This window comes from Isoptericola sp. NPDC056618, assembly GCF_042792715.1.
Classification (GTDB): domain Bacteria; phylum Actinomycetota; class Actinomycetes; order Actinomycetales; family Cellulomonadaceae; genus Isoptericola; species Isoptericola nanjingensis.
Window position 1 is genome coordinate 1 of the sequence record NZ_JBHTVZ010000028.1, and the last position, 21,279, is coordinate 21,279.

The 21,279-nt window shown below is 73.0% G+C and carries 16 protein-coding genes; 11 read left to right on the forward strand and 5 right to left on the reverse strand.

Annotated elements, in window-relative coordinates:
* The first annotated feature begins 63 nt into the window (after window positions 1-63).
* From ACFQ8T_RS20740 to ACFQ8T_RS20765, 6 genes are all read left to right on the forward strand, one after another.
* Window positions 64-348: a F0F1 ATP synthase subunit epsilon gene (locus tag ACFQ8T_RS20740; protein WP_380327012.1), complete on the forward strand. Its 285-nt coding sequence runs from the start codon at window positions 64-66 to the stop codon at window positions 346-348.
* Window positions 349-359: 11 nt separating this feature from the next.
* A complete protein-coding gene (locus ACFQ8T_RS20745; protein WP_430548357.1) occupies window positions 360-779 on the forward strand; it encodes a DUF2550 domain-containing protein in 420 nt (139 codons plus the stop codon).
* A gap of 40 nt (window positions 780-819) precedes the next feature.
* Window positions 820-1,515: an endonuclease NucS gene (gene nucS, locus ACFQ8T_RS20750; RefSeq protein WP_430548358.1), complete on the forward strand. Its 696-nt coding sequence runs from the start codon at window positions 820-822 to the stop codon at window positions 1,513-1,515.
* A 59-nt stretch (window positions 1,516-1,574) separates the two neighbouring features.
* The gene (locus ACFQ8T_RS20755) at window positions 1,575-2,864 is read left to right on the forward strand and encodes an N-acetylglucosamine-6-phosphate deacetylase (RefSeq protein ID WP_430548359.1); all 1,290 of its coding nucleotides are present in this window, start codon (window positions 1,575-1,577) and stop codon (window positions 2,862-2,864) included.
* A gap of 206 nt (window positions 2,865-3,070) precedes the next feature.
* Window positions 3,071-5,584 carry a beta-glucosidase gene (locus tag ACFQ8T_RS20760; RefSeq protein ID WP_430548360.1) on the forward strand — a complete coding sequence of 838 codons (2,514 nt, stop codon included), beginning with the start codon at window positions 3,071-3,073 and terminating at the stop codon, window positions 5,582-5,584.
* A complete protein-coding gene (locus tag ACFQ8T_RS20765; protein ID WP_430548361.1) occupies window positions 5,581-6,228 on the forward strand; it encodes a DUF624 domain-containing protein in 648 nt (215 codons plus the stop codon). Before ACFQ8T_RS20760 ends, ACFQ8T_RS20765 begins: the two co-directional genes overlap by 4 nt.
* Before the next feature lie 89 nt (window positions 6,229-6,317).
* On the opposite strand, the gene ACFQ8T_RS20770 is transcribed toward ACFQ8T_RS20765, so the two are convergent.
* The 5 genes from ACFQ8T_RS20770 to ACFQ8T_RS20790 all read right to left on the reverse strand — a co-directional run bounded on the left by ACFQ8T_RS20770 (window position 6,318) and on the right by ACFQ8T_RS20790 (window position 13,792).
* Window positions 6,318-8,075 carry an ABC transporter substrate-binding protein gene (locus tag ACFQ8T_RS20770; protein WP_430548362.1) on the reverse strand — a complete coding sequence of 586 codons (1,758 nt, stop codon included), beginning with the start codon at window positions 8,073-8,075 and terminating at the stop codon, window positions 6,318-6,320.
* Window positions 8,076-8,106: 31 nt separating this feature from the next.
* Window positions 8,107-9,024 (reverse strand): carbohydrate ABC transporter permease, encoded by a 918-nt coding sequence (locus ACFQ8T_RS20775; RefSeq protein ID WP_430548363.1) that lies wholly within the window; start codon window positions 9,022-9,024, stop codon window positions 8,107-8,109.
* Between the two features lie 14 nt (window positions 9,025-9,038).
* Entirely contained in the window at window positions 9,039-10,052 is a 1,014-nt protein-coding gene (locus ACFQ8T_RS20780) for an ABC transporter permease (protein WP_430548364.1), read from the reverse strand.
* A gap of 165 nt (window positions 10,053-10,217) precedes the next feature.
* A complete protein-coding gene (locus ACFQ8T_RS20785; protein WP_430548365.1) occupies window positions 10,218-11,216 on the reverse strand; it encodes a LacI family DNA-binding transcriptional regulator in 999 nt (332 codons plus the stop codon).
* 2 nt (window positions 11,217-11,218) lie between these two features.
* Window positions 11,219-13,792: a glycoside hydrolase N-terminal domain-containing protein gene (locus ACFQ8T_RS20790; protein ID WP_430548366.1), complete on the reverse strand. Its 2,574-nt coding sequence runs from the start codon at window positions 13,790-13,792 to the stop codon at window positions 11,219-11,221.
* A gap of 207 nt (window positions 13,793-13,999) precedes the next feature.
* Here ACFQ8T_RS20790 and ACFQ8T_RS20795 point away from each other — a divergent pair, with 207 nt between their 5' ends.
* The 5 genes from ACFQ8T_RS20795 to ACFQ8T_RS20815 all read left to right on the forward strand — a co-directional run bounded on the left by ACFQ8T_RS20795 (window position 14,000) and on the right by ACFQ8T_RS20815 (window position 21,210).
* Entirely contained in the window at window positions 14,000-15,325 is a 1,326-nt protein-coding gene (locus tag ACFQ8T_RS20795; protein WP_430548367.1) for an ABC transporter substrate-binding protein, read from the forward strand.
* Between the two features lie 4 nt (window positions 15,326-15,329).
* Window positions 15,330-16,295 (forward strand): carbohydrate ABC transporter permease, encoded by a 966-nt coding sequence (locus ACFQ8T_RS20800; RefSeq protein ID WP_430548368.1) that lies wholly within the window; start codon window positions 15,330-15,332, stop codon window positions 16,293-16,295.
* Complete coding sequence (locus tag ACFQ8T_RS20805; protein WP_430548369.1) at window positions 16,295-17,164, forward strand: carbohydrate ABC transporter permease; 870 nt, start codon at window positions 16,295-16,297, stop codon at window positions 17,162-17,164. The genes ACFQ8T_RS20800 and ACFQ8T_RS20805 overlap by 1 nt, the downstream gene beginning before the upstream one ends.
* A gap of 76 nt (window positions 17,165-17,240) precedes the next feature.
* The gene (gene yicI, locus ACFQ8T_RS20810) at window positions 17,241-19,547 is read left to right on the forward strand and encodes an alpha-xylosidase (protein ID WP_430548370.1); all 2,307 of its coding nucleotides are present in this window, start codon (window positions 17,241-17,243) and stop codon (window positions 19,545-19,547) included.
* Window positions 19,548-19,728: 181 nt separating this feature from the next.
* Window positions 19,729-21,210: a GH1 family beta-glucosidase gene (locus ACFQ8T_RS20815; RefSeq protein WP_430548371.1), complete on the forward strand. Its 1,482-nt coding sequence runs from the start codon at window positions 19,729-19,731 to the stop codon at window positions 21,208-21,210.
* The last annotated feature ends 69 nt before the right edge of the window (window positions 21,211-21,279 follow it).

Sequence of the window (21,279 nt, forward strand, 5' to 3'; positions counted from 1 at the left end):
GCCTCCCGGCGGGACGACGCGACCGCCTGACGAACCCCGCACGATCGGAAAGAGGACATGGAGATGGCAGAGCTGAACGTGGACCTCGTCGCGTCCGACCGCAAGGTCTGGTCCGGCGCGGCGCGCGAGGTGAGCGCCCCGTCCGTCGACGGCCAGGTCGGCATCCTCGCCGGCCACGCCCCGCTCCTCGCGGTGCTGCGCCCGGGCACGGTCAAGGTGTCGACGGCCCACGGGACCGCGGTCGAGGCGCACGTCACCGGCGGCTTCGTCTCCGTCGACGGCAACCTCGTGACGATCGTCGTCGACGAGGTCTCGGAGCTGTCCGGCCGCGAGCCGGCGCTGCGCTGAGGCAGGTGCCGGTGGCGTACGCAGTCTGGACCGCGGTGGCTCTCGTCGTCGCGCTCGGACTGGTGCTCGCCGCCGGCGCCTCCCGCCTGCGGACCCTCTCCCGGAGGGTCGGCTCCTTCCCCTGCCATGCCCGGCCCGCGGACGACCCGCAGGCCGCGTGGATGGTGGGGATCGCCCACTACGCCGTGGGCCGTATCGACTGGTGGCGCGGATGGTCGCTCGCGCCGCGCCCGGCGCGCGTCTGGCGACGGGACGGGCTCTCGATCACCGGACGGGCCCCGCTCGACCAGGCCGGCCAGCCGGACCAGGTGCTGGTGCGCTGCCGCTACGACGGCACCGACTTCGAGCTGCTGATGTCCTCCGGCGCGTACGCCGGGCTCGCGTCGTGGCTCGAGTCCGCGCCCCCGGGGCGCCGCGACCTGGTCCTGTAGAGCACCGCCACAGCACCCGCCACGAACGAAGAGGGGGACCGTGCGTCTCGTCGTCGCCCGCTGCTCGGCCCGGTACACCGGCCGGCTCACCGCCCACCTGCCGCTGGCCACGCGGCTCCTCGTCGTCAAGGCGGACGGCAGCGTGCTGCTGCACTCCGACGGCGGCTCGTACAAGCCGCTCAACTGGATGAGCCCGCCGTGCTCGACGGCGGTCGGCGAGCCCGACGACGAGGCGCGGGGGCGCGGCGTCACCCAGGTCTGGACGGTGCAGCACCAGAAGTCCGACGACCGCCTGGAGATCGAGCTGCACGAGGTGGAGCACGACTCCGCCCACGACCTCGGCGTCGACCCGGGCCTCGTGAAGGACGGCGTGGAGGCGCACCTGCAGGAGCTGCTGGCCGCACAGATCCACCTCCTCGGCGCGGGCCACTCCCTCGTGCGCCGCGAGTACATGACGGCGATCGGACCGGTCGACATCCTGGCCCGCGACGCCGCCGGCGCGACCGTGGCGATCGAGCTCAAGCGCCGCGGCGACATCGACGGCGTCGAGCAGCTGACCCGCTACCTCGAGCTCCTCAACCGCGACCCGCTGCTCGCCCCGGTGCGCGGCGTCTTCGCCGCGCAGGAGATCAAGCCGCAGGCGCGCGTGCTCGCGACGGACCGGGGGATCGAGTGCCTGGTGCTCGACTACGACGCGATGCGCGGCGTGGACGACGTGGACTCGCGCCTCTTCTGAGGCCCAGGGGTTTGTCAGGAAGGTTTCGCAATCCAATGGCCCTGCGGCAGGATGGGCCCATGAGCGCTGCCACCCCCACGGCCCCTGTCTCCGAGCCCGGCGCGCCGGTCGCGCTGCGCGGTCGCGTCGTGACCCCGCAGGACGACGTCGGAGAGGGCGCGGTCGTCGTCGCCGACGGCCTCGTGCGCTGGGTGGGACCGGCCGCGGCGGCCGAGCACGCCGACGCGGAGGTCGCCGCGGCGGTGGCCGCGGCCCCCGCCCCCGAGGCCGGCACCGTGCTGCTGCCCGGTCTCGTGGACCTGCACAACCACGGCGGGGGCGGCGTCGGCTTCCCCGACGCGACGACCGCCGACGACGCGCTGGTCGCGGTGCTCGAGCACCGCCGGCACGGCACCACGACGATGCTCGCCTCCCTCGTCACGGCCGACCGCGAGACCCTGCTGGCCCGGGCGGCCCTGCTCGCCGACCTCGCCGACGCGGGTGAGATCGCGGGGGTCCACGCGGAGGGGCCGTTCCTGTCGCACGAGCGGCGCGGCGCGCAGAGCCCTGACGACCTCGTCCCGGGCGACGTCCGCCTCGTGCGCGACCTCGTCGAGGCGTCGCGCGGGCACCTGCGCACCATGACCGTGGCCCCCGAGGTCGACGGCGTGGTCGGGGCCGACGGCGCGGCCGACGCGCTGGTGGCCGCCGGGGTCGTGCCGTCCCTCGGGCACACCGACGCCACCACGGAGCAGGCGGAGGTGCTCGTCGCGCAGGTCGCCGCGGCCCTCGCGGCCGCCGCGGAGGCCGGCGAGGCGCCCGAGCGCGAGATGACGGCCACCCACCTGTTCAACGGGATGCGCCCCCTGCACCACCGGGCGCCGGGGCCGATCGCCGCGTGCCTCGCGGCCGCCGCCCGTGGTCAGCTCGTCGTGGAGCTGATCGCCGACGGCGTCCACCTCGCGCCGGCGACCGTGCGGACGGTCGTGGAGACGGTCGGGGCGGACCGGGTCGCGCTCGTCACGGACGCGATGGCGGCCGCCGGCATGGCCGACGGCTCCTACGAGCTGGGGCCGATGGCGGTGACCGTGCGCGACGGGGTCGCCCGCCTCACCGACCCGGGCGACCCCGACGGCGGCGCGATCGCGGGCGGCACGGCGCACCTGCTCGACGTCGTGCGCGGCACCGTCGCGGCGGGCGTCCCGCTCGTCGACGCCGTGCGCTCCGCGTCCTGGGTCCCGGCGCGCGTGCTGGGCCTCACCGACGTCGGCGGCCTCGTGGTGGGGCGGCGCGCAGACGTCGTCGTCACGGACGGCGACCTGCGCGTGCGGCGCGTGCTGCGCGGCGGCGTCGACGTGCCGCTCGGCTGAGCGCGACCCTCCGCAGCACTGTTCTCCGGCACGCGATCCGCCGCGCCGTCGGACACGATGGCGCGGCGGATCGCGTGCCGGAAGGGCTTTGCCCTCGGAGCGGGGTGTCGGTAGCGTTGTTGAAGCGCTTCGACGATCCGCACCGACGATCGTCGCCGGTAGCGTGACCGCCGTGCCGCACCGCCGCGGCACCCAGAGGAGGACCCGTGGACGTGCCTGCCTTCCGTGACCACCGCCTGCCGACGCCCGAGCGCGCCGTCGACCTGCTGTCCCGGCTGTCGCGCGACGAGCGCGTCGCGATGCTCCACCAGCACGCCCCCGCCGTCGAGCGGCTCGGGCTCGCGCCGTTCCACACCGGCTGCGAGGCGCTGCACGGCGTCGCCTGGCTGGGGGAGGCGACCGTGTTCCCGCAGCCGGTGGGGCTCGCGGCGACCTGGGACACCGACCTGGTGCGCCGGGTCGGCGACGCGACCGCGAGCGAGGTGCGCGCCAAGCACCGCGCGGACCCGTCGGTGAGCCTCAACGTGTGGGCCCCCGTGGTGAACACGTTGCGGCACCCCGCGTGGGGCCGCAACGAGGAGGGGTACTCCGAGGACCCGCACCTGACCGCTCACCTCGCCACCGCCTACAGCCGGGGTCTGCGGGGCGACCACGAGCGCGTGTGGAAGACGGTCCCGACGCTCAAGCACTTCCTCGCGTACAACAACGAGACCGACAGGTCGTCGACGAGCTCGAACCTCGACCCGCGTACCCTGCACGAGGAGGAGCTGCCCGCGTTCCGCGAGCCCGTCGAGGCGGGGGTGGCCGGCGCGGTGATGCCCTCGTACAACCAGGTGAACGGCGTGCCGGCGCACCTGCAGGGCGAGCTGTTCGACGAGCTGCGGTCGTGGGCCCCGGGCTCCGTCGCGCTCGTCTCGGACGCCGCGGCGCCCGCCTTCCTCGTGGCGCTGCAGGGCGCGGCGTCCGACCGGGCCGCGGGGAACGCCGCGATGGTGCGCGCGGGTGTCGACTCCTTCACGGACGACGACGCCGACCGTGGGCCCACGGTCCGGCGGATCGAGGAGGCGCTCGACCGCGGGCTCCTCACGGCCGACGACGTCGACCGTGCCGTGCTGCGCCTGCTCGAGCTGCGGATCCGTTCGGGTGAGCTGGACGGCGAGCACGACCCGTACGCCGACCTCGGCGAGATCGACCCGCCCGAGCACCGGGCGCTGGCGCGGGAGGCGGCCGCCCGCGGGATCGTCGTCCTGCGCGACGACGCCCGGGCGCTGCCGCTGCCGGCGTCGGGCACCGTCGCGGTGGTCGGTCCGCTCGCGGACGTCGTGCTCACCGACTGGTACTCGGGCACGCCGCCGTACGCCGTGACGCCGGTCGACGGGCTGCGCGCGGCGCTCGGCGCGGACCGCGTCGAGGCGGCCACGGGGGCCGACGTCGTCGCGCTGCGCGTGGCGGCCACCGGCCGCTACGTCGCGGTGTCCGAGGACGGCGCCCGCGTGGTGGCGGACGCGGCCGCCGCCGACAAGGCCACGCACCTCGAGGTCACCGACTGGGGCGACGGCGTGCTCACGTTCCGGTCGGCGGCGTCGGGGCGCCTCCTCACCGGTGCGTCCTGGCCGCTGCGCGCCGACGCGGGCCGGGTGGGCGGGTGGGAGGTGCAGGAGAGCTTCCGCCGGCACGTCCACCCCGACGGGTCGTGGTCGCTGCTGCACCTCGGGTCGGGCCGCTGGGTGCGGGCCCAGCGGGACACGGGCGTGCTGTGCGCCGAGGGGCGCACGCCCGAGGACGCCGCCCGGTTCGTGCCGCGCGTCCTCGAGTCGGGCGCCGCCCGCGTGGCGGAGGTCGCGGGGCGCTGCGACGCCGTCGTCGTCGTGGTCGGCAACGACCCGCACCTCGGCGGCCGCGAGACGCAGGACCGGCCGCACCTCATGCTCCCCGACGCCGCGGTCGAGGTCTGGCGGGCGGCGGCCGAGGCCAACCCGCGCGCCGTCCTGACGATCGTGTCGAGCTACCCGTACGTGCTCGGCCCGGGGGCCGGGGACGCGTCGACCGTCGTGTGGAGCAGCCACGCCGGCCAGGAGCTCGGGCACGGGCTCGCCGACGTGCTGACCGGAGCGGTGGAGCCCACGGGCCGCCTGGCGCAGACGTGGCCCGCCCGCCCGGAGCAGGCGGGCGACCTGTTCGACTACGACACCCGCCGCCAGCAGGTCACCTACCGGCACCTGCCGGCGGGGGAGCTCGGGACGCCCGCCTTCGCGTTCGGCCACGGGCTGACCTACGGCGACGTCGCCTACCACGGCCTCGCGCTGTCCCGCGACGTCGTGCCCGCCCCGGCCCCGACCCAGGACCACCCGCCGCTGCGGCCGGCGGACCCCGCCGCGGCGGGGGTGGTCACGGCGCGCGTGACCGTGCGCAACGACGGCACACGCCCGGCCGAGGAGCTCGTGCAGGTCTACGCGCTGGGCGGGCCCGCGTCCGGAGTCCCGACGCCGGAGCGGCTGCTGCTGGGGTACGGGCGGGTCCGCCTGGCCCCGGGCGAGGAGGCGGTGGTCGACGTCCCGGTCGACGTCGCGCGGCTGGCCGTGTGGGAGCAGGGGACGGGCGGCGGGATGCTCGACGGCGTGCTGCGGGTCGCGCCGGGGGAGTACACGCTCGCGGCGGGCCCGTCGAGCGTCGACCTCCCGGCACGGCGACGGCTGACCGTGGGGGCCCCGGCACGATGAGGATCGACACCGAGGGCAGGACCGCGCAGGGCCTGACGACGTTCGTCCTGTTCGTGGTGCTCAACGTCGCCTATTTGGTGGTGTGCCTGCCGCTCGTCACGGTCGGCGCGGCGACGAGCGCGCTGCTCGAGGTGACGCTGCGCTATGCGGACGACGAGCGCGGTCACCTGGTGCGCGGCTTCTTCGTCGCCCTCGGGCGGAACGCGTGGCGGGGCACCGCGGTGCTCGTGGCGTTCGCGGTCCCGGCGGCGATGCTCGTCTTCAGCGGATTCTTCTGGCTGTCGTCGGACGGGGCGCTGACCGCGGTCGCCGGGGCGCTCGCGCTCCTGGGCGCGGCCTACCTGCTCGCGGCGCTGCTGTACGGCCTCGCCCTGGTCGGCTGGTTCGACGCCCCGCTGCGTCGGACCGTGCGCAACGCGCTGCTGCTGCCGCTGGCCGAGCCGGCGCGCACCCTGGGGCTGGCGGCGATCCCGGTGGGCGCGGCGTGCGTCGCCTACGTCCTGCCGCAGACGCTCTTCCTGGCCGCCACGATCGGCGTCTCGTTCGGCGCCTACGCGTGCGCCCTCCTGCTGCACGGCGTCTTCCGCCGGCGGCAGGCGCACCCCTCGGAGCTGGAGCCGGTGAGCCTGCACTCGGGGGAGTGACCGGCGCGGCGCGGGAGCGGGGACGACGAAGGGCTCGGGCATGGCGCCCGAGCCCTTCGTCGTGCGGGTGCCGGATCACCGGCGACCGGTCACCCGAACTCCTTGGCGACCGCCACGCGGGCGTCGTTCTGCGCCTTGGCGTTCGCCATGTCGAACTCGAGCACCTTGGCGTAGCCGAGGCCCTCGACGGTCTTCTGCATGTCCGCGAGGAGCGAGTCGAACTCGGCGTCGCTCTTGGCGAAGACCATCTTCCAGGAGTGCTCGATGATGGCGGCCTTGACCTGGCTGCGGATGGCCTCGATCTCCGAGTCGTCCGCCGGGGCGGTGAAGCTCGAGCCCGGCGCGACGACGAGCTGGTCGTTGGCCTGCAGGTACTCCATGGTCGAGGTGGCGTCGCCCATCCGGGCGCTCCAGTCCTCGGACAGAGGGTTCGCGACCTGCTCCTGGTAGCTCGGCCAGAACGTGTAGTTGTACGGCTGCTTCGTCTCCGGGTTGACGTCCTTGGGCAGGACGGTCGACACGTTGAGCGTCGACACGCCGTCCGTGTAGGACCCGCCGCCCCACTCGGCCGGCACGTCGGCGCCGCCCTCGCGGAACACCTTCGTGCCGAAGTCGGTGAGCGCCGGCTCGCCGTCCTCACCCAGCTCCCACGTGAGCCCTTCCGGTCCCGCGGCCGCGCCGGTCTGCGACGCGTTCATGTTGACGCCCTCGGGCGAGTACAGCCAGTCGATGAACGCCGCCAGGCGGGCGGGGTCCTCGGCGCCCGAGCCGATCCCGAGGATCTGCTTGCCGCCGTACACCTCGGCACCGTAGGAGAAGATCTGCTGGTCCTGCAGCGGCGCGAGCTCGAAGCCCTTGCCGGCGCCCATGTTCTTGTCGGTGTTGTAGGCCGACTGCCCGAGCCACGGCCACCAGGACAGCAGGACCTGCCCGTTCTGGTACTTGGTGAACATCGTGTCGTAGTTCTGGGTGGTGGACTCCGGGTCGACGAGCCCCATCTGGTTGGCGTCGAAGTAGAACTTCAGGGCCCGGACGTACTCCGAGTCGGAGTCGACGATGCTCTGGTAGTCCGAGCCGTCCGCCTTCGCCAGGACGAAGCCCATCTCGTCGTAGCCGTAGAGGGTGGCGGGCTGCTTGGCCGTGACCATCATGTTCCCGTCCCAGTCCTTGAACAGGGAGATGGCGTACGCCTTCTGTCCGTTGTCGGCCTGGGGCTGCGCGTCCTGCATGTCCTTCAGGACCGGCAGGAGGTCCTCCAGCGTCCCGATCTCCGGGTAGCCGGCCTTGCCGTACAGGTCCCAGCGCAGGTACGGGCCGAACGTGGGCTCGAGGCCCTCCGACGGCTCGGTCGGCTTGAGGCTCGACACGGAGGTCGGGAAACCGTAGATGCCCTCCTTGCCCTCGTTGAGGTGCTGGACCGCCGGGTCGTACTGCGGGACGTTCGTCATCGACCCGTAGTAGTCCGCGGCGTCCAGGAGCAGGCCGCCCTCCACGAGCTCGTCCATCTGCTGACCCTTGTCGACGACGACGAGATCGCCCAGCTCGCCGCCGGAGACGCGGGTGTTGTACAGGGTGTCACCGCCGCCCGCGACGTTGGGAGCGATGATGTTGAGCTCCATGTTGAACTTGTCCTTGACGACCTTCCCGAACCACCCGCCCTGGGTCCCCATGTAGTTGGCCAGGCCGTCGTAGACGTCGACGGTGATCGGGTCGGCCTTGGACCAGTCCTGGTCGAGGTTGACGTTCGTCGGTGCGTCGTCGTCCGACCCGCCGGGCGAGCAGGCCGCGAGCGACAGCACCCCGACCAGCGGGGCCACCACCATGGCGACCGATTTCCTGAGTTTCATGACACCCCTTCGTGCGTTCGACGAGACGCGGTCAGCCCTTGACCGCGCCGAGCATGATTCCCTTGACGAAATAGCGTTGGAAGAGCGGGTAGATGAAGAGGATCGGGAGCACCACGAGCACCGCGACCGTCATGCGGATCGACGTCGGTGTCTGTGTGGTGGCCGCCGTGGCCAGGGCTCCCAGGTTTCCCTGAGCGTTCTGCGCGGCCTGCGCCAGGCTGCTCGCCTGGTTGGTGTAGGTGTAGAGCAGGTACTGCAGGGAGTAGAGCTTCTGGTCGGTGATGTACAGCAGCGTGTCCTGGAACGAGTTCCACTGGGCCACCGCCGTGAAGATCGCCACCGTGGCCAGGATCGGCGTCATGTTCGGGAGGATGATCCGGAAGAAGACCCGGAGCGTGCCCGCCCCGTCGATCTCCGCCGCTTCCTGGAGCGAGGCCGGCATCGACTCCACGTACGTCTTGACGAGGATGATGTTGAAGGGCTGCACGATCGCCGGGAGGATGTAGACCCAGAACGAGTTCGTGAGCCCCAGCGACTTCATCGTGACGTACATCGGGATGAGCCCCGCGCTGAAGTACATCGTGAAGATGACGAGGCGGTACCAGAGGGAGCGCTTCCACATCCGTTCTTGAGTGAACATGAAGCCGAGGAACGCCGACGCCAGCACGGTGCAGGCCGTGCCGATCAGGGTGCGGGCCACGGACACGATCGCCGCGGCGGACAGCCCGTCGAGCTGCAGGATCTGCGTGTAGTTCGACAGGTGGAACCCCTCGGGCCACAGGCGGACCTGGCCCAGGGCGCTCATGTCGTTGGCGCTCACCGAGTTGATGATCAGGAAGTAGAACGGGTAGGCGCACAGGAGCGCGAAGAGCAGGAAGCCGGCGTAGTTGAGGAGCGCGAAGGGGACGTCGCCGCGGGTGCGCTTGAGGGCAGGGCTGGTGATCGACACGGTCTGGTCCCCGTTCAGATGATCGACGTGCCGCGGGCGCGCTTGGCGATCGCGTTGGCCGTGACGAGGAGGACGACGGAGATGACGCTCTTCAGCATGCCCAGCGCCGTCGCCATCGACAGGCTGTTCCCGGTGATGCCGATGTTGTAGACGTACAGGTCCAGCACCTGGATGTGCTCCTTGTTGAAGGCGTTCTGGAACACGTAGTACTGCTCCATGCCGTTGTTGAGCATGTTCGCGATGGAGAGCACGAGCAGGACCACGTAGGTGGGCATCAGCTGCGGGAAGGTGATGTACCGCATGAGCTGGAAGCGGCCCGCGCCGTCGATGCGCGCGGACTCGTAGAGCGCCGGGTCGATCGAGGTGATGGCGGCGAGGTACATGATCGCGCCCCACCCGAGGCCCTTCCACAGGCTCCAGAGCAGCATCGTGAGCCACACGTGCTCGCCGGTGTCGAGGAACTTGATCGGCGTGGTGATGATGCCCCAGTCGTTCAGCACCGAGTTCACGAGGCCCGAGGTGGAGAAGAGCGAGAAGGCGATCATGTACACGAGCACCCACGAGATGAAGTTCGGGAGCGTCGTGAGGGTCTGCACCGCGTTCTTGAACCACGGGGCGCGGATCTCGTTGAGGAGCATCGCGAAGAAGACCGGGAGCAGCGAGGTCGCGATGCCCAGGAAGCTCATGGCGAGGGTGTTCGCCATGACCTGCCCGATCTGCTGGAGCTGGGTCGGGGAGGACACGAGCATCCGGAACCACTGGAACCCGACGAACTCGCTGCCGGACAGTCCGAGCGCGGGCTTGTAGTCGTAGAACGCCGTCGCCCAGCCGGCCAGCGGCAGGTAGGAGAACACCAGCACGAGGACGAGGAACGGGAGGACGACGAGGAACATCGCGGGCGACGGCTTCTTGCCGCGGCGTCTCCGGTCGCGGAGCCGGACCTGGGTGGCGCCCTCGCTCCCGGGTTCTCGGTCCGGGACGTCGGCGGGTCCGCGGTCGAGCAGCGGCGCTCCTTGGGTGAGGCTCACCTGTCACTCCCTCGTGATGGGTCTCGCGCGCTCGGCTGCCGCCGGTGGCCGCCGTGTCGAAGCGCTTCGAATTGATATCACCCCCATGGCGAGTTCCGCAATGGTGTCCGGCGATCCGGAGCCGGTCCGTGACCTTTCGCCCCGCGCCGTCGCGGAGCCGCGGTCCTACCGGCGAGCGGTGCTCCCGCGGGTGGTCAGCACGGGCGCGAGCAGCCGGGTCTCGGCGGGGCGGCCGTCGTCGAGCCGGCCCATGACGATGTCCACGGCGAGGCTCCCGATGGTCGACGCGGGCAGGTCGATGGCGGTCATCGGCATCGCCTGCGCGAGCGCGACGTCCTCGGGGCACAGCGCGATCACCGACACGTCCTCGGGCACGGCTCGGCCGGACTCCCGCAGCCGGGACAGGACGTGGGGCAGCGCGCGCTCGTTGTGCACGAAGAGCCCGCTGGTGCCGGGCGCGTCGGCGAGGAGCTCGTCGACGACGCGGGCGACCTCCGCGGGTGCGCCCGGGCACGCGACGACCCGCGCGTCCAGGCCGTGCTCCGGCGCGGCCTCCCCGAAGCCGCGCATCACGCGGTCCACGTACGACGTGTGCCGGTCCACGACCTCCGGCGGGGCGCCGAGCATCGCCACGGTGCGGTGTCCCAGCTCGGCCAGGTGGCGCGCGGCGAGCCGCCCGGCGGCCTCGAAGTCCAGGTCCACGCACGACAGCCCCGACGCGTCGCGCGGCAGCCCCACCAGCACCGACGGCTGCCTCGACCGGGTGAGGATCGGGATGCGCGCGTCGTCGGCCTCCACGTCCATGACGACGAGGGCGTCGACCATCGACCCGTTCGTGGCGCGCTCCAGGCCCTCGAGGTCGTCCTGGGTGAGCAGCAGGACGTCGTGCGCGTGCTCGCGCGCCCGCGTCACCACGCCGCCCGCGAACTGCATGATCACGGGCACGTCGATGCCGGAGCGCAGCGGGATCATCAGCCCGATGACCTCGGTGCGCGCCGACGCGAGAGCGCGTGCCCCGGCGTGCGGGCGGTAGCCCAGCGTCGCGATCGCCTGCTCGACGCGCCGGCGCGTGGGCGCCGAGATGGACCGCTTGCCGGAGAGCACGTAGGAGACGGTCGACGCCGAGACTCCCGCCGCCTTGGCGACGTCCTCGATGGTGGCCACGGCTATCTCCTGGGTGCGAGAGGGACGGCGGCGCCCACGACCGGGAGGTCACCGGGCACGTCGAGGATCACGGTAGCGCCCGCGGCGACCGAGACCGGGGTTCCCGCGGTGGCCACGCCGCCGTGACCCACCACGACCTCCAGGGCCCGGTCGTCGGGCGCCCGCAGCCGCGCGCGGGTCAGTGCGCCGTCGCGCCACGCGAGGTCGACCTCGGCCCCGCCGCGGGCCCGCAGGCCGGTGACCTCCCCGTCGGGCCACGCCGGGGGCAGCGCGGGCAGGAGGTCGAGGCGGACCGCGCCGCCGTCCCGCCGGTGCGACTGCAGCAGCATCTCCGCGACGCCCGCGGTGAGGCCGAGGTTGCCGTCGATCTGGAACGGCGGGTGCGCGCTGAACAGGTTCGGGTACAGCCCGCCGCGCTGCCCGGCCGGGTGCCGCCCGTCCGGCCCGCCGGCTGGGCGCAGCGACAGCAGCACCTGGTCGTGGGCCCGGCCGCCCTCGCCGAGCCGCGCCCACAGCGAGATCCGCCAGGCGAGGGACCAGCCCGTGGACTCGCGGCCGCGCAGCTCGAGGCTGCGGGCGGCGGCCCGCGCCAGGTCCGGGGTCGTCGTCGGGTCCAGGTCGCCGAGGGGGTAGAGCCCCACGAGGTGCGACAGGTGCCGGTGCTCGGGTTCCGCCTCGGGGACCTCCTCGCCCCACTCCAGCAGCTCGCCGCGCGACCCGACCGCCGGGCCCGGCAGCGCGGCGGCGACGGCCTCGAGGCGCGCGAGCCACGGCTCGTCGGCGTCGTCGAGCCCGAGCGCGCCGGCGGTCTCGCGGCAGCCCGCCGACAGGGCACGCAGCAGCGCCACGTCCATCGCGGCGCTGGTCGTGACGGCGGCGGGCTCGCCGTCGGGCGCGACGAACTGGTTCTCCGGGGAGGTCGACGGGCTGGTCCAGGCGCGCTCCAGGCCTCCGCCGTGCTCGGCGCCGGCGGAGGAGCCGCCCGCCGTCTGCACCCAGGCGAGCGCGAACTCGCCCGCCCCGCGCAGCGCGGGCCACGCGGCCCGCAGCTCGGCGTCGTCGCCCGTGAACCGGTGGTGCTCCAGGAGGTGCTGGGCCAGCCACGTGCCGCCGTGCGCCCACGCGGACCACTTCGCCTCGCCGCGGCCGTTGCCGACGGGCGCCGCGTGGCCCCACGCGTCCGAGTTGTGGTGCGCCGCCCATCCGGCGGCGCCGTACAGGTCGCGCGCGACGACGGCGCCCGGCCCGGCGGCGAGACGGCGGATGTAGCGGAGCAGCGGTTCCTGGCTCTCGGCGAGCCCGGTCGTGCCGGCCGCCCAGTACGCCATCTGCAGGTTGATGTTCAGCGTGTAGCCGCTGCTCCACGGACCCGGCAGCCACGGGTTCCACAGGCCCTGCAGGGTGAGGGGCAGGCCGCCCGTCCGGGACGACGACAGCAGCAGGTAGCGGCCCAGGTGGAACGTGAGCGCCGCGAGGCCCGGGTCGGGGCGCTCGGCGGCGGCCAGCACGCGGCGGTCGGTGGGCAGGTCGGCCGCGCCCGCGGGCGACGGCAGCGCCAGGTCCACGCGGCCGTAGTGCCGCGCGTGCTCCGCGACGTGCGCGGCGCGCAGGCGCTCGCGGAGCGCCTCCGCGCCCTCGACGGAGGCGTCGTCGCCCTGACCTGCGCCGCCGGGGCCCCGCTCGGTCGCGAGCTGTGCCGCGATCCGGTCGGCCGGCGCCGCGGCACCGGCGTCCCCCGGCGGGTCGGTCGTGGCGGTGGCGACCAGCAGGACGTGCGTGCGCGCGACGCCGGTGCGCAGCGTGCCGTCGTCGTCGACGGCGGCGTCGAGGTCGGTGGGCGCGGCCACGGCCACGGTGCCGGTACGGCCGAGCGCAGCGTCGTACCGCAGCTCGCCCTCGGGGTGGTGCGACGGCGGGACGTCGACGGGCAGGTCGAGCGTCCGCACCAGGACGGCGGTGCCCGCGCGGCCGGCGGGACCGTCGGCACGCGACAGGTCGACGGGCGGGCGGGCCGACGCCCGCAGCAGGCTCTCGACGCGCACGACCAGGCGGACGGGGCGCTCGGCGCGCACGGTGTGCACCACCGCGCCGCCACGGGAGTCGGCCCAGGTCTCCTGCACGACGCGGCCGGCCACGGGGTGCTCCCACGCGTGCGTGGCGACGGCCGTGCGCAGGTCCAGCTCGCGCCGCTCGATGCCGTGGGGGTGGGGCGCGGGCCCGCTCGGCGGGTCGGCGGGCTCGACGGCGACGTCGATCTCGGCGAGCGGGAGGTAGGCCTGCGCCCACGGGGTCTGCATCTCGGCGAGCAGGGCTTCGGCCCCGCGCACGTCGCCCGCCTCGACCGCGGCACGCACCCGGGCGAGGTGCTCGGCGCCGCGGGCCCGCGTCCCGGCCAGCGGGTCGGGGTGCGGCGAGCCCGACCAGGCGGTGAGGTCGTTGAGCCACAGGTGCTCCACCCCGGCGCGGCCCGTGCACATCACCCCCCGGTGCCCGTTGCCCACGGGGTAGGCCTCGACCCACCGGGTGGCGCTGCTGTCGGTGTGGAGGACGTGCGTCGTCGCGCGTAGCTCGGCCATGGTCGGAGAGCGTAGTGCGCGCGGGCGAATCGGTTCGACCGCCGGGGCGGTCGCCGGGAGGCGCGCGACCCCAGGTCGAGGGGCTCCTGCTTGACGACGGTTCGTCCGGGGTCGATACTCGCCGTCGAAGCGCTTCGACTTAGTCGGGGCGCCTCGCCGCGGCCCGTGCACTGCCGCCGCGGCGCTGGACTCGACGAGGAGGACCCCATGCTCCACCGCGCACGCACGCTGTCCGCGGCCGCACTGATCGCCGCGTCTGCCCTGACGCTGACCGCCTGCGTGGGCGGCGGGGGAGGCGGCGGCACGACCGCCGGGGGCGGCGACACCGACGACAAGACGCTGACGATCTGGCACTACGAGAACGACGACTCGGCGATGGGCCAGGCGTGGGCCAAGGCGATCGAGATCTTCGAGGAGGAGCACCCGGACGTCACGGTCGAGGTCGAGAAGCAGACGTTCGAGCAGATCCAGAAGAACGCGAAGATCGTGCTGACCGGCGACGACGTGCCCGACGTCATGGAGTACAACAAGGGCAACGCGACGGCCGGCCAGCTCGCCGCGCAGGGCCTGATCACCCCGCTGACGGCCGCCGCGGACGAGAACGGCTGGGCCGACAAGCTCTCCGGGTCGCTGCAGACCACCGCGCGCTACGACGAGAACGGCCTCATGGGCTCCGGCGACTGGTACGGGGTGCCCAACTACGGCGAGTTCGTGGGCGTCTACTACAACAAGACGATGTTCGAGGACGCGGGCCTCGAGGTGCCGACCACGCTCGAGGAGCTCGAGCAGGTGATGAAGGCGTTCAAGGACGACGGCGTCACCCCGCTGGCCGAGGCCGGCGCCGAGTACCCGATGGGACAGCTCTGGTACGAGCTCGTGCTGGCGAACGCCGACCGGGAGCTCGTCGACCAGTACCAGCTCTTCGACGGCGACGTCGACTTCCACGGGCCGGAGATGACGGCGGCCACCGAGCAGCTCGACTCGTGGATCGAGGACGGCTACGTCGCCTCCGACTCCGCGGGCCTCACGGCCGAGGACATGGGCGTCGCCTTCATGAAGGGCGACTACCCGATGATGGTCTCCGGCTCCTGGTGGTTCGGCCGCGTCACGGCGGAGATGAAGGACGACTGGGGGCAGTTCAACTTCCCGGGGAACACGCTGCACACCGGCTCGTCGGGCAACCTCTGGGTCGTCCCGACCAACGCGGACTCGCCGTCGCTGGCCACGGAGTTCATCGACACCACGCTGCGCCCCGAGGTGCAGGACGTGCTGGCGCAGACGGGCGGCCTGCCGGTCGCGGGCGACGCGTCCGCGATCACCGACGACAAGACGCGCGAGCTCACCGAGAACTTCCAGGCGATCCTCGACGACGACGGCCTGGCGTTCTACCCCGACTGGCCCGTGCCGGGCTACTACGACACGATCGTCAGCCAGCTGCAGTCCCTGATCAACCGGTCGAAGACGCCGGACCAGGTGCTCGACGGCCTGGAGTCGGCCTACACGGACGGCAAGGCCGACCTGCTCGGCGAGTGACGACGTGACCGCCACCCTCAGCCCGCCCGCGGCGGCGTCCCGGGCCGACGCCCGGACGCGCCGCCGCCGGCGGGGCACGACCCTGCCCTACCTGGCCTACCTGCTCCCCGGCGCGGTGCTCTTCGTGCTCGTCATCGGGTACCCGCTGGTGACCAACGTCTACATCAGCCTGTTCTCCTGGCGCGGCGGCCTGGCGCCGCTCACCTGGGTGGGCCTCGACAACTACACGGAGCTCTGGCACGACGCCGCGTTCTGGACGTCGTTCCAGAACTCCGTCGCGATGATCGTGGCGATGGTGCTCGTGCCGACCGTGATCGGCCTGCTGCTCGCGGCGGTGCTGTTCGACTACCTGGGCCGGCGGTTCGGCGCCCGCGTGGCGTCGGTCCTGCGGGCCACGTACTACCTGCCGCAGATCCTCCCGGTCGCCGTCGCGGGCGTGCTGTGGAACTGGATCCTCAACACCCAGACGGGCGCGCTCAACGAGATCCTGCGCGCCGTCGGCGTCGCGGACCCGCCGAACTGGCTGGGCGACCCGAGCACGGCGCTGCCGAGCGTCATGCTCGTGCTGATCTGGGTGCAGATCGGGTACCCCGTCGTGATCTTCATGGCGGCGCTGCAGCGGGTGGACCCCGAGCTCTACGAGGCGGCGGAGCTGGACGGCGCCGGCTGGTGGCGGCGGTTCCGGGCCATCACGATCCCGCAGATCCGCCCGGAGACGTTCGTCGTGGCGCTGACCTGCACGGTCGCGGCGCTCAAGGTGTTCGGCCCGATCTACGTGCTGACCCGCGGCGGCCCGGAGAGCTCCACGCTCGTGCCGAGCTACTACTCGTACCTCAACTTCTTCGACAAGTCGCGGGTGGGCTACGGCGCCGCCGTCGCGACCGTGCTCACCGTGGTGATCCTCGCGGTCGCCGTCGTCATCCTCGCGCTGCAGACGCGCGCCGAGCGGGCCGAGGAGGTGGGGCGCTGATGGCCGCGACCCTGGCGACGGTCCGGTCGCGCAGCGGGGACCGCCACCACCGGGGCGCCGGGCGCTGGTTCGTGCTCGCGGGCGCCGTCGTCGTCGCGCTGCTCGTGGTCGCGCCGCTGCTGGTGATGCTGCTCAACGCGTTCAAGTCGCCCGACGACTACACGCAGCACGGGCCGCTCAGCCTGCCGACGAGCCTGTACCTCGACGGGCTGGTGAACTTCTGGCAGCGCACCGAGTTCCCGGTGAAGCTGTGGAACTCGTTCTTCATCTCCGCCGTCGTGGCGGTGGCGGCGTGCGCCCTCTCGCTCCTCAACGCCTACGCGATCGGGATCGGCCGGATCAAGGGCCGGATGTGGGTGGTGCTGCTCTTCCTGCTCGCGAACATGCTCCCGCAGGAGGCGCTGATCTACCCCCTGTTCGACATGGCCCGGCAGGTGGGGCTGTCGAACTCGCAGTGGTCCGTGATCATCATCTTCACGGTCATCCAGTCGGCCTTCGGCACCTACCTGCTGGCGTCCGTGCTCGGCACGTTCCCGCCGGCGCTGCTCGAGGCGGCGGCGCTCGACGGCGCGGGCCGCTGGAGGATCCTGTGGCGGGTCGTCTTCCCGATCGTGCGGCCCACGCTCATGGTCCTGATGATCTTCTTCTTCATCTGGACCTGGAACGAGTTCTTCATCCCGCTGGTCATGCTCACGACCAACGACACGCAGACGATCCCGATCGCGCTCGCGTCGCTGCAGGGCGACCGGATGATGGACGCCCCCACGACCAACGCCGGGGCGCTCGTCTCCCTCGTCCCGGCCCTGGTGTTCTTCCTGATCTTCCAGCGCACCCTCACCCGAGGCGTCACCGCCGGCGCGGTGAAGTAGCGCACCACCCCCTCGCGCGGCGTGCTCCCGGGCGCTCCGCCATCATCGACACGACAGCACGGAGTAGGTGCACCTGATGAAGTTCACCGACGGCTACTGGCAGACCCGCCGTGGCATCGCGCCGCTGTACGCGGTGGAGGTCGACGACGTCCGCGTCGACGAGACCGCGGGCACGATGACCGTGTACGCCCCGACGGCGCCGGTCCGGCGCCGGGGCGACACGCTCAACCGGCCGATGCTCACGGTCACGTACTCCTCGCCCGCGCCGGGCGTCGTGCGGGTGCGCGTGGAGCACTTCGCGGGGGCCGCGCGCCGCGGGCCGGAGTTCGCCGTCCAGGGCGAGCCGGGCTTCCTCCCGGTCGTCAAGGTCGACGAGACGGAGGGCGTGCTCGAGACCGGCGGGCTCTCCGTGCGGGTGCACCGGGGCGGCGGGTGGCACGTGGACGTCGAGCACGACGGCCGGGTGCTCACCTCCAGCCTGCCGAAGTCCGTGGGCGCGATGAGCGCGACGTCGGGCCCGCTCGAGGGCGGCACCTGGGTGCACGAGCAGCTGACGCTCGAGCCGGGGGAGCACGTGTACGGCCTCGGCGAGCGGTTCGGGCCGTTCGTCAAGAACGGGCAGTCCGTCGACGTCTGGAACGAGGACGGCGGCACGTCCAGCGAGCAGGCGTACAAGAACGTGCCGCTCTACCTGACCAGCAAGGGGTACGGCGTCTTCGTGGCGCACCCGGAGCGGGTGTCGCTCGAGGTCGCGTCCGAGGTGAACACGCGCGTCCAGTTCTCGGTGGAGGGCCAGTCGCTCGAGTACTACGTCATCGCCGGCCCGACGCCGAAGGACGTGCTGCGCCGCTACACCGCGCTCACGGGGCGGCCGGCGCGCGTGCCCGCCTGGTCGTACGGCACGTGGCTGTCGACGTCGTTCACCACCGACTACGACGAGGCCACGGTCACGAGATTCGTGGACGGGATGGCCGAGCGCGGGCTGCCGCTCAGCGTGTTCCACTTCGACTGCTTCTGGATGCGCGAGTACCAGTGGTGCGACTTCGAGTGGGACCCGCGCGTCTTCCCCGACCCGGAGGGCATGCTCGCCCGCCTGCACGACCGGGGTCTGAAGGTGAGCGTCTGGATCAACCCCTACATCGGGCAGCGCTCGCCGCTGTTCGAGGAGGGTCGCGCCAAGGGCTACCTGCTGCGCACCACGGACGGCGGGGTGTGGCAGTGGGACCTGTGGCAGGCGGGCATGGCGCTGGTCGACTTCACCAACCCGGAGGCCGCGGACTGGTACCTCGGCCACCTGGAGCGCCTGCTCGACCAGGGCGTGGACGCGTTCAAGACCGACTTCGGCGAGCGGGTGCCCACCGAGGACGTGGTCTGGCACGACGGCTCGGACCCGCGCAAGATGCACAACTACTACGCCGAGCTGTACAACGAGCTGGTCTTCCGCCTCCTCGAGCGGCGCCGCGGGCGCGGCGACGCCGTCGTCTTCGCGCGGTCGGCCACGGCGGGCGGTCAGCAGTTCCCGGTGCACTGGGGCGGCGACTGCGACTCGACGTACGCGTCGATGGGGGAGTCCCTGCGGGGCGGGCTGTCGCTCGCGCTGTCGGGCTTCGGCTACTGGAGCCACGACATCGGTGGCTTCGAGGGCACCCCCGACGCCGGGGTGTTCAAGCGCTGGCTCGCGTTCGGCCTGCTGTCGAGCCACTCGCGCTTCCACGGCTCGTCGTCGTACCGGGTGCCGTGGGCCTTCGACGAGGAGGCGGTCGATGTCGCGCGCCGCTTCGCGCACCTGAAGATGTCGCTCATGCCCTACCTCGCGCAGGCGGGGGAGGAGGCGCACGCCGCAGGCACGCCGATCATGCGGCCGATGGTGCTGGAGTTCCCTCGCGACCGGGCCACGTTCGGCGTCGACATGCAGTACATGCTGGGTGGCTCGCTGCTCGTGGCCCCGGTCTTCCGGGCCGACGGCACGGTCGAGTACTACGTGCCCGAGGGCACGTGGACGCGGCTCCTCGACGGCGCGGACGGCGGGCACGCCGAGACGGTCGCGGGCCCCCGGTGGGTCACCGAGACCCACGGCTTCGACTCCCTGCCGGTGCTGGTGCGCCCGGGCACCGTGCTGCCCGTGGGGGCGCGGACCGACCGGCCCGACTACGCGTGGGCCGACGGCGTGGAGCTGCGCTGCGTCGAGCTCCCGGACGGCTACGACGCCGTCACCCCCGTGCCGACGGGCGGGCCCGGCGGGGAGACGGCGCACTTCCACGTCCGCCGTGCGGGCGACGAGGTCGCCGTCACGAGCGACGACGCCCCCGGCGCCTGGACCGTCCGGGCGGGGACCCGTACGGCCACCGGCGACGGCCCCGGCACCGTCACCCTGACCGTCTGAGCCGCTCTCGAGCACGCGGCCCGTCGCGCCACCCGGTGGCATGACGCGACGGACCGCGTGCTCGACCGCGACGTCCTCCGGGTCCGGCCCCATCCCGTGACCTACACTGACGGGAGTGTGGAAGCGCTCCCACGCTCCTCTGCCACCCGCCATGACCCCCCAGGATCGAGGACCGAGAACCATGACCAGCACGTCCACGGCCGCCGCGACCGAGACGGTCGGCGAGGCGATCGCCGCCCGCACGTTCCCCGCCGACTTCCTGTGGGGCACCGCGACCGCCGCCTACCAGATCGAGGGCGCCGCCGCCGAGGGCGGCCGCGGGCCGTCCATCTGGGACACGTACTCCCACACGCCCGGGCGCACCCGCGACGGCGACACCGGCGACGTCGCGTGCGACCACTACCACCGCTGGGCCGAGGACGTGGACCACCTCGACCGGCTCGGCGTCGGCGCCTACCGCCTGTCGATCTCGTGGTCGCGCGTGCAGCCCGGCGGGAGCGGCCCTCTCAACCCCGAGGGCGTCGCGTTCTACCGCGACCTGCTGGACGCGCTGCGCGAGCGCGGCATCCGGCCGTTCGTCACGCTCTACCACTGGGACCTGCCGCAGGAGCTCGAGGACGCCGGCGGCTGGGCGAACCGGGAGACGTCGTACGCCTTCGCCGAGTACGCCCGGCACATGGCCGCCGAGCTCGGCGACCGCGTCGAGGCCTGGACCACCCTCAACGAGCCGTGGTGCTCCGCCTACCTGGGGTACGGCTCCGGCGTCCACGCGCCCGGCCGCACCGAGCCCGCCGCGGCGCTCGCGGCCGTCCACCATCTCAACCTGGCGCACGGGCTCGCCGCGCAGGCGATCCGCGAGGTGCTGCCGGGCGCGCAGGTGTCGATCACCCTGAACCTGCACGCGATCCGGCCGGCGGACGCGGCGTCCGAGGGAGACGCCGACGCCGTCCGGAAGATCGACGCGCTCGCCAACCGGGCGTTCCTCGGTCCGATCCTCGACGGCGCGTACCCCGACGACCTGCTCGCCGACACCGCGCACGTGTCCGACTGGTCGTTCGTCCGCGACGGCGACCTCGAGCGGATCCGCCAGCCCCTCGACGTCCTCGGCGTGAACTACTACTCGACGGTCACCGTGCGGCGGTTCGACGGGGACGGGGAGCGGTCGGAGAACGACGGCCACGGTGCGTCGAGCCACAGCCCGTGGATCGGCGTCACCGACGTTGAGTTCGCCGAGCAGCCCGGCCCGTACACGGCGATGGGCTGGAACATCGAGCCCTCGGGGCTCACCGACCTCCTGCTGCGGCTGCACCGGACGTACCCGGGCCTGCCGCTCGCGGTCACCGAGAACGGCGCCGCCTTCGACGACGAGCTCGTGGTCGACGACGGCGAGCGCCGCGTGCACGACGACCGCCGCGTGGCCTACCTGCACGACCACGTCGGGGCCGTGGGCGCCGCGCGCGACGCGGGCGCGGACGTGCGCGGCTACTTCGCGTGGTCGCTCATGGACAACTTCGAGTGGGGCTACGGCTACTCCAAGCGCTTCGGCATCCTGCACGTCGACTACCCGACGGGCGAGCGCACCTGGAAGGACTCCGCCCACTGGTACCGCCGGCTGGTCACCTCCGGCGAGGTGCCGCCGGTCACCGCCGCCGTCTCCCGCTGACGGGCACCCGGCCCTGCCGCACAGGCGGTTGACGCCGTGAGCGAGGTCTCGAGACCGCGATAGCGATGT

Excerpts from the sequence above, each read along its gene's own strand:
- ACFQ8T_RS20740 (WP_380327012.1), top strand. The coding sequence starts at position 64 with ATGGCAGAGCTGAACGTGGACCTCGTCGCGTCCGACCGCAAGGTCTGG.
- ACFQ8T_RS20755 (WP_430548359.1), top strand. The coding sequence starts at position 1,575 with ATGAGCGCTGCCACCCCCACGGCCCCTGTCTCCGAGCCCGGCGCGCCG.
- ACFQ8T_RS20765 (WP_430548361.1), top strand. The coding sequence starts at position 5,581 with ATGAGGATCGACACCGAGGGCAGGACCGCGCAGGGCCTGACGACGTTC.
- ACFQ8T_RS20770 (WP_430548362.1), bottom strand. The coding sequence starts at position 8,075 with ATGAAACTCAGGAAATCGGTCGCCATGGTGGTGGCCCCGCTGGTCGGG.
- ACFQ8T_RS20790 (WP_430548366.1), bottom strand. The coding sequence starts at position 13,792 with ATGGCCGAGCTACGCGCGACGACGCACGTCCTCCACACCGACAGCAGC.
- ACFQ8T_RS20795 (WP_430548367.1), top strand. The coding sequence starts at position 14,000 with ATGCTCCACCGCGCACGCACGCTGTCCGCGGCCGCACTGATCGCCGCG.
- ACFQ8T_RS20805 (WP_430548369.1), top strand. The coding sequence starts at position 16,295 with ATGGCCGCGACCCTGGCGACGGTCCGGTCGCGCAGCGGGGACCGCCAC.
- yicI (WP_430548370.1), top strand. The coding sequence starts at position 17,241 with ATGAAGTTCACCGACGGCTACTGGCAGACCCGCCGTGGCATCGCGCCG.
- ACFQ8T_RS20815 (WP_430548371.1), top strand. The coding sequence starts at position 19,729 with ATGACCAGCACGTCCACGGCCGCCGCGACCGAGACGGTCGGCGAGGCG.